The sequence below is a fragment of the Poinsettia branch-inducing phytoplasma str. JR1 genome (assembly GCF_000309465.1).
GTDB classification, from domain to species: domain Bacteria; phylum Bacillota_I; class Bacilli_A; order Acholeplasmatales; family Acholeplasmataceae; genus Phytoplasma; species Phytoplasma pruni.
In genome coordinates, this window is record NZ_AKIK01000016.1 from 1 (window position 1) to 6,045 (window position 6,045).

Here is a 6,045-nt window from a genome sequence, read left to right on the forward strand (position 1 = left end):
TAAAAAAAGATCAAATAAATTATTGGTTGTATATTAAAATAAGGTTAAAAATTTTTAACCCATTAATTCATCAATTGGTTTTTTTTGGTATAAAATTTATATAAATCCTCATTAGAAGGTTTTTTTAACAATAAACTTGCTTTTTAAAATTATCTTTGTGAGTTTTTGTAATCTTTAACAAATTTAACCTTATAAATTATTAAATAGATAATATAAGCAAAAATATTTATTCTATAAAATAATAAATATAATTGAGTGTTTTTCAAACTAAATAAATCTTTATTATAAGTGACTGGTTGGTACAATAAATTTAAAAATTTTTATTTTCTTGAGAATTGGGTGTTTTATCTGTTAATGCTTCCACTAAATTTAAAGTTTCATTATACAAAAAAACACTAAAGCTAAAAACTAAAGTTGTTATTACTATATTGAGATAATAGCTAATTTAACTACTTTTTGCATTAAAATTTCGCTTTTATTTTTTATCTTTGCTTATTTTTGCCTCTTTCATATTAAATTCAATAATAGATATGAACTTTATTAAATGGCAAAAATTATATTAAAATTATACTATAAATTTATCAAGAAATACCTTATAAAAGAGTTTCTTTGGTATAAAATGAAGTTCTTTAGGATAATACAAAAAAAATACCTTGTATCAATTCTAAAAAAGTTGTCAAAAGATAAATTATTGAATTTTGCTATAATAAAAAAGAACCCTTTTATGGGTTCTTTTTTATCTTTTAGTGTCCAATTAAAATTATACTTTGGTATCCTGATTCTTGTTGGCTTGTGTCTGTTCCTTTATCCTTGTCATTTGTTGCTTCTACGTTATTACCTTCTTGAGAGGTGTAGGCGCGTCTGGCGTTTGTGTTGTAGTTGGAGCCGTACTTGTGGAAGTGTTTTCATCCTTATTATCTTTGCTAAAATATTTAGTCGTACAAATAATACCAACTATCAGCACAACAACCAACACAGAACTATTCCTACTAAAGTTTATTATTTCTTTATTTTTCCGAATAACTTCTTTATAATTCATTTCTTTTTAACCTTTCTTAATTTGGGAAATCATTTTTCATAATTTAACTGTTTAAATTGTGAAAAATTATTATACATAAAAAAACAAGGTATGCGGAAAAAAATGAAATTTTATTCTTTTAATTTGTTTTTCAAAAAAATCTTCCATTTTGATCTTCTTTATAAAATTTTCTATCGTTTACTATTTTTTTCTATTGTTTTTATATTCGCTTCATGATTCTTGTTTTTTTCGCGAATAAAAAGGCACAAAAAAAGGTCCTTACATTCATAAGGCCTAAGAAAAAGATAAAACGATAAATAAAAAAAGACTATTAGCGAATAATAATAGTTTTTTTTAATAATTAATAATTTGTAAAGAACTCAAATAAATTAAGCTCTTTCAACTTTTAATTTTTTTAATGCGCGGGCAGAAACATAAATTTTTTTAACTTTGCCTTTTTCATCAATAATACGAATTTTTTGCAAATTAGCTTTCCACGTTCTTCTAGAAGCGTTCATTGCGTGACTACGTTTATTTCCGAAAACAGTTGTTTTCCCTGTGTAATAACATTTGCTCATTATGTAGGATACCTTTCTTTCTTAAAAAAACATTATATAAAACATTTCTGATCAATAATAAAAAAATCATATTTCTATCGCAAAAAATGTTTCTCAATTACTTTTATTATAACAAAATACCAACTAAATTAACATTTTATTTCCCTTTTACAAAAAAGAAGTCTTTTGCGATAAATATTTATTTTACTTCTTTATTTTAAAAATGTCATGCATATTTTGGATAATATAATTTGACCAAAAGCTTAATAAAATTAAAACAATAAAAAAAGATAAAAATAAAATAGAATCAAAACGATCTAATAGACCGCCGTGACCGGGAAAAAGATTGCTGAAATCTTTAATTTTATAGTCTCTTTTAAATTTAGAAGCGATTAAATCGCCTATTTGAGCAATAATAGAATTAATAATAGTGAAAACCACTAAAAAAATAACTGCTTGATAACTGTTTAAAGAACTGTTATAAAATAAAAAAGTTAACAAAGTAGTCGCCACTATGGCGCCTAAAAAACCTTCCCAAGTTTTTTTGGGACTCACGCTAGGAAATAAAAACCTTTTGCCATATAAATTACCAATAAAATAAGCGAAGCTATCGCTAGCAATAGTGATGAAAAACAAGTACAAAAACCATTTGTAGCTTATTAATATTAAACTTAAAAAAGAAGCACTAAAAACACTAATATAAGCAAAAATTAACAATACATGAGTTAAATGTTGAGTATGAAAAGAAGAGTTAAAAAGAAAATATAGAAATAAAGCGAAAGCTAAACCGAATAAACTAAATAAAGTATATTCAGAAAAGTTTGATAAACAACTGATTAAATGCGTTTGTTCTTGAGAGTCAATAATACGTTTGTCCTTAAAAGAACCAACAATAACCGCTAATAAAGACAAAAAAAGAAAAACACTTAATAAACTAATGATGATCATGTGCCTTTGGGAATATTTTTTATTTTGATGATTAACTTTTAACATTTCTATAGAAGAATGGAACACAAAAAGAAGCACTGTTCCTAAACTAATATAAGCAAAAGAATTTATTCCCTTGTTATGATCGATGCAAAGAAAAAACCCAAAAAAAGATAAAGCGGCTAAAAACATCCCTAATCCGATATAAATTTTTTTAGATGACATATTTTTATCGCCTCTTTTTAAATTTTTAATAATTCTTTATTTTTTTTAACAGTTTCTGTTTCTAAAAGTTTAATAAAATGATTATTTAAGTCTTGAATTTGTTTTAATAAAGCGTTTTCTTCATCTTCCGCTAATTTTAATTTTTTAACTTTATCATTGCCGGAACGACGTAAATTTCTTACTATAACTTTAGTTTGTTCAGAAATTTTTTCTACTTCTTTAGTTAAAAGTTTTCTTTTTTCTTCTGTAGGTTGAGGGAAAACTAATTTAATCGAAACACCATCTGTTTGAGGAGTAATTCCTAAATCAGAAGCTAATAAAGCTTTTTTGATATTAGGTACTAAAGTAGCGTCAAAAGGTTTAATATGAATTTGATTGCCTTCTACGATAGAAATCATACTAATATGCTTTAAAACCGTTTCTGCGCTGTAATAATTAATAGTGATTTTATCTAATATTTTCGGGTTAGCTACCCCGGTTCTAATGTTGCAAAATTGTGTCAACATTGAGTCTTTAGAATTATTCATTTTTTGTTTTAAATCTGTTAAAATTTCTTGTGCCATTTCGTACATTTTATTTTTCCTCCTTAGAAGTGATGATGGTCCCTATTTTTTCTTTTAAAATGATTTTTTTGATATTACCTTTGGTGTTCATATCAAAAACAAAAATATCAATACCATTTTCCCAACATAAAGAAATGGCTGTTATATCCATCACATCTAACCTTTGAGCGATAACATTTTTATGTTCTATTTTTTTAATTAAAACAGCGTCATTATGTTTTTTAGGATCTTTATTATAAACACCTTCAATACCGTTTTTAGCCATTAAAATAACGTCTATATTTAATTCAGCTGCTCTTAAAGCAGCAGCGGTATCGGTGGAAAAGTAAGGAGAACCAACCCCAGCGCCTAAAATAACTACACGATCTTTATCTAAATGGCGTAGCGCTTTACCTTTGATGTAAGGTTCAGCCACAGCAATAACATGAAAAGCCGTCATAACCCTAGTTTGAATGTCTAAATTGACTAAAGCGTCTTGTAAAGCTAAAGAGTTGATAATAGTACCTAACATTCCCATATAGTCTGATTGACTACGTTCCATACCTAATTCTTGACCAATATGACCGCGCCAGATATTTCCCGCACCAACAATAATAACTATTTGCAAACCTAAGTCTTTAATTTCTTTAATTTCTTCAGCAATTTTTTTAACTTTTTGTGGGTTAATGTTAAAATTGTCTCCTTTTAAGGCTTCCCCGCTCAATTTTAAAAGAATTCTTTTAAACATTTTATTCCCCTTTGCTACTTTTATTTTTTATTATAGTTAGAAAATGAATAAATATTAGTTTTATTGCTCGTTTTTTTCTGCTGTTTCGCCTACTTCAAAGCGGTAATAAGCGATAACGTTAGTTTGATTAACTTGTAAAAATTCTTTTACTTTTTGGTCAGTATCGTTGTAAAAAGGTTGTTCTAATAAACAAATTTCTTCTAAAACTTTATTTAAACGATCGCTAGCAATTTTATCTAATAAACCACTCGGTAAATTTTGCTTCGCTTTTTCGTTAATAGTTTTTTCTAAAAAAAGTTGTTTTTCTGTTTTAATAAAATTAGGGTCAACCGCTTCTTTACTTAAAAATTTCGGGTTAAAACCAGCTACATGGATAGGAATATGTGTTTGTGCTTCTTTGTTTTGTTTGTCAAAATGCACTAAAGCGGAAATTTTTCCTCCTTGATGTTTGTAAAGTCCAAAACTTTCGTTATCTTTTTTATAAACAGTTTGAATTCTTTTTAAAACGATTTGTTCTTTAATAATAGCCGCTTTATCTAAAATAATGTTTTTAACTCTTTGTCCGTTCCAATGATAATTTAAAAAGTCTTCCACAGTTTTAACGGATGCATCAGCATCTAATAAACTATTTTTTAGTTGTTCTAGTAATGCGATAAAGTGTTCGTTTTTAGCAACAAAATCAGTTTCTGAGTTAAGTTCAAATAAAACAGCTTTATTACCTTTAAAAGCGACATTAGTTAAACCTTCGGCTGAAACTTTATCTTTTTTTTTGTTAGCTGTAATCATGCCTTTTTCTTTTAAATAAGCTACAGCTTTGTCCATATTGCCTTGAGTATGTTCTAAAGCTTGTTTACAATTCATCATTCCTGATTGAGTTTTTTTTCTTAATTCTTTAATCATTTCTAGTGTGATTTTCATTTTCGTTCTCCAAATTTTTATTAAGTTTTTTTTCTTTTGTATTAAGAAATACAAGTAAAATTGTTTTTTTAGTAAAAAAGATGTTTATTTAGAAACATCTTTTTTACTAATTGATTATAAAAAATATTTTGTCTGTTAAAAGTTGTAATTAATTAGTAGAAACGTTTTCTTTTTCTACATTTTGATCGTTATTTTGAGTTTTTTCTACATCAACAGTTTCTGATGTTGATTCAGATGGTTTTTCGCCAGATTCATCAGTTGTTTCTTCAACAGGCGCTTCTTGGTTAGAACCGCTACCTTCAATAGCTGCATCAGCGATGATAGAAGTAATTAATTTTACCCCTTTGATAGCATCATTATTAGCAGGAATGATGTAATCTACTGAATCAGGATCACAGTTACTATCTACGATTCCAAAAATTTTAATACCTAATTTTCTCGCCTCAGCGATAGCTATAGTATCTTTTTGCACATCAACTATATAAATAGCTTGTGGCAATTGAGACATGTTTTTAATTCCGCCTAAAAACTTTTCCAACTTATCTCTTTGTTTTTTTAAGGTAGCTACTTCTTTTTTAGAAAGTAATTTCCATACGCCATCTTCTTCTTGTTTGTATAACTCTTTTAAATAATTAATTCTTGTTAAAATAGTTTGGAAATTAGTAAAAGTACCGCCTAACCATCTTTGGTTAATATAATATTGATTAGCTCTTTGCGCTTCTTGTTTAATAATGTGTTGGGTTTGTTTTTTAGTTCCTAAGAATAAAACTTTCCCTCCTTTTTCCGCTATTTGTACAAGCTTTTTGTATGAATGTTCAACAGCTTCCAATGTTTTTTTCAAATCGATAATGTGAATTCTATTTCTAACAATAGGAACCCCATCGTTGGAAGAAAATAAATATGGTTTCATTTTATAATGACATTTTTTAGCCGCGTGACCAAAATGAATTCCTGATTCTAACAATTGTTTTATTGTAACAACACCCATGATTCTGAGTACTCCTTTTTAAATTTACTTATTTTGAAGAATGAGATGTAAAATTTTTTTCACATGAATAACGTTTTTAATTTAATAAATTTAAGAAATTAAATTATAATTTATTATTATTC

General features: G+C 26.8%; 6 protein-coding genes. All 6 read right to left on the bottom strand.

Annotated features, from left to right (window positions below; translation table 11 throughout):
• Window positions 1–1,407: 1,407 nt before the first annotated feature.
• The 6 genes from rpmB to rpsB all read right to left on the bottom strand — a co-directional run bounded on the left by rpmB (window position 1,408) and on the right by rpsB (window position 5,923).
• The gene (gene rpmB / locus ON17_RS00595) at window positions 1,408–1,596 is read right to left on the bottom strand and encodes a 50S ribosomal protein L28 (RefSeq protein WP_017191542.1); all 189 of its coding nucleotides are present in this window, start codon (window positions 1,594–1,596) and stop codon (window positions 1,408–1,410) included.
• Window positions 1,597–1,779: 183 nt separating this feature from the next.
• Window positions 1,780–2,727, bottom strand: a complete 948-nt coding sequence (locus tag ON17_RS00600) for a phosphatidate cytidylyltransferase (RefSeq protein WP_017191543.1) — start codon at window positions 2,725–2,727, stop codon at window positions 1,780–1,782.
• A 17-nt stretch (window positions 2,728–2,744) separates the two neighbouring features.
• Window positions 2,745–3,299, bottom strand: a complete 555-nt coding sequence (gene frr / locus ON17_RS00605; protein ID WP_017191544.1) for a ribosome recycling factor — start codon at window positions 3,297–3,299, stop codon at window positions 2,745–2,747.
• A 1-nt stretch (window position 3,300) separates the two neighbouring features.
• Window positions 3,301–4,017, bottom strand: coding sequence for a UMP kinase (gene pyrH / locus ON17_RS00610; RefSeq protein WP_017191545.1), 717 nt, complete (start codon window positions 4,015–4,017; stop codon window positions 3,301–3,303).
• A gap of 60 nt (window positions 4,018–4,077) precedes the next feature.
• Window positions 4,078–4,935 carry a translation elongation factor Ts gene (gene tsf, locus ON17_RS00615; RefSeq protein ID WP_017191546.1) on the bottom strand — a complete coding sequence of 286 codons (858 nt, stop codon included), beginning with the start codon at window positions 4,933–4,935 and terminating at the stop codon, window positions 4,078–4,080.
• Window positions 4,936–5,083: 148 nt separating this feature from the next.
• The gene (gene rpsB, locus ON17_RS00620; protein ID WP_017191547.1) at window positions 5,084–5,923 is read right to left on the bottom strand and encodes a 30S ribosomal protein S2; all 840 of its coding nucleotides are present in this window, start codon (window positions 5,921–5,923) and stop codon (window positions 5,084–5,086) included.
• Window positions 5,924–6,045 lie beyond the last annotated feature (122 nt).